This window comes from Micromonospora maritima (assembly GCF_902825405.1).
Classification (GTDB): domain Bacteria; phylum Actinomycetota; class Actinomycetes; order Mycobacteriales; family Micromonosporaceae; genus Micromonospora; species Micromonospora maritima.
The window spans coordinates 1-2,198 of record NZ_CADEAU010000713.1; the positions used below are offsets into that span (position 1 = coordinate 1).

The 2,198-nt window shown below is 76.0% G+C and carries 1 protein-coding gene and 1 pseudogene; one reads left to right on the forward strand and one right to left on the reverse strand.

Annotated features, from left to right (window positions below):
- A pseudogene (locus tag HUW36_RS31400) lies at nt 1-90 on the reverse strand (SAV_6107 family HEPN domain-containing protein); the annotation flags it as partial.
- Nucleotides 91-615: 525 nt separating this feature from the next.
- On the opposite strand from HUW36_RS31400, the gene HUW36_RS31405 reads away from it, so the two are divergent.
- Entirely contained in the window at nt 616-2,013 is a 1,398-nt protein-coding gene (locus HUW36_RS31405; protein WP_217428911.1) for a ferredoxin reductase family protein, read from the forward strand.
- Nucleotides 2,014-2,198: the final 185 nt, after the last annotated feature.

The following is a 2,198-nucleotide window of genomic DNA, read 5'->3' on the forward strand; positions in this document are numbered from 1 at the left end:
GTCGCGCGCCACCACGAGCAGCTGGGCGGGGGTGCGGTGCGGCAACACGTGCGCGGGCACCGTGGGCGCCTGGGCCGGGCTGGTCGGCATGGGTGTCTCTCCTCCGCGTGTGGCCGGGGCGGGCGGTCGCGCGACGGGAGCCGTCGCCCGGTCGCCCGGAGCGGTCGGTGCGGAGGAAGACGCACCTCAGGTGGCGGCCGGCCGGGTGTGGACGCTTCCCCACACCCACACCCGGCCGGCGTACCGGCGGGTCCGTCGCCCGCCGCCCGGGGGTCGTGGGCGGCGGGCGACGACCTGCCTGTCGGGCTCGGACTCGCGACTGTCCGAGGCCCGGTGCGGCCCGCGGAGCCGCACCTTCCGGAGGCCGGTGCCGCGAAACACCGTCTCCGGAGCCGTGGAACGAGGTGCGCGACCCGGGGGTCGGAATCGAACACTCGTTCTAACTACCCTGACAGTACACCTCCCCACCGACGAAAACGCAACGTGTGACGCGCCGGGGACACGCCGGCGCCCCGCCGGATTCCCAGCCGGGGCACAGCAGGGGCAAAGGAGAACCGGAACTGGCCGGCCCAGGGTTCTACCCATGAGCGTCAGCCGTACCGAGAAGACCCTCCGGTGACCGCCGCCGTGGCCGGCCGGCGCGCCCCGCGCCGCCCGCTGCCGACCGCCCCCGCCTGGTGGGCCGACGTCGCCGGCGCCCTCGCGGTGCTCAGCCTGCTGGTCGTCGCCGCCCTCTGGACCGCCGACCGCGGCGTGCAGGAGCTGCTGGCCGGCGTGGCCACCGGGCTCACCTCGCTCGGCCGGCTCGCCGGCCTGGTCAGCGCCGACCTGATGCTGATCCAGGTGGTGCTGATGGCCCGGGTGCCGCTGCTGGAGCGCCGCTTCGGCCAGGACCGGATCGCCCGCTGGCACCGGCTCGCCGGCTTCACCTCGTTCCACCTGCTGCTGGCGCACGTGCTGTTGACCGTGCTCGGGTACGCCGGCACCGCCCGCCGGGGGGTGTTCGCCGAGACCGGGGACCTGGTCCTCACGTACCCGGGGATGCTGTTGGCCACCGCGGCACTGGCGCTGCTGGCGCTGGTGGTGGTGACCTCGGTCCGCGCGGCCCGGCGGCGGCTGCGCTACGAGTCCTGGCACCTGCTGCACCTCTACGCCTACCTGGGCGTCGCGCTGGCGCTGCCGCACCAGCTCTGGACCGGCGCCGACTTCCTCGCCTCGCCGCTGGCCCGCGCCTACTGGTGGACGGTCTACCTGCTGGCGCTGGCCAGCGTGCTGGTCTGGCGGCTCGGCCTGCCCGCCTGGCGCTCGCTGCGCCACCGGATCGAGGTGGCCGCGGTGGTCGCCGAGGCGCCCGGGATCACCTCGGTCTGGCTGCGCGGACGGGACCTGCACCGGCTGCCGGTACGGGCCGGACAGTTCCTGCTCTGGCGGTTCCTGGACGGCCCCGGTTGGTCCCGCGCCCACCCGTACTCGCTGTCCGCGCCGCCGCAGGGGGACCTGCTCCGGATCACGGTCAAGGACCTGGGCGACGGCAGCGCCCGGGTGCGCGCCCTGCGCCCCGGCACCCGGGTGCTGATCGAAGGGCCGTACGGGCGGCTCACCGGCCAGCACTGGCGGGGCGACGGGATCACGCTGCTGGCCTGCGGTGTCGGGCTCACCCCGCTGCTGGCGCTGCTCTGGGAGCTGCCGTACGCGCCCGGCGAGGCGGTGCTCGTCCACCGCGCCCGTACCCCGGAGGACCTGGTCTTCTCCGCCGAGCTGGACCGGCTCGTCGCCGAGCGCGGGCTGGTGGTGCACCGCCTGGTCGGTCCCCGGGCGGCCCGGCCGTCCTGGCTGCCGGCGTACGCCGAGGGGCTCTCCGACGCCGAGGCGCTGCGCCGGCTCTCCCCCGACGTGGCCGGACACGACGTCTTCCTCTGCGGCCCGGACGGCTGGGTCGACGCCGTCCGCGCCGCGACCCGCGCGGCCGGGGTGCCCGACGCGCACGTCCATCACGAACGTTTCGCCTGGTGACAGGCGCGAAGGGAGGATCCGTGCGACGGATCACCATCTGGCTGCTGTCCACCGTGGCGGCGCTGGTGCTGCTGTTCAGCTACCGGACCAGCACCATGGGGGCGGGCGGGGAGACGAGCGCGGTCGCCGGTGGCGACCCGGCCGGCGGCGCGTGGAGCGGCACGGACGGCGGCGCCACCGGGTCG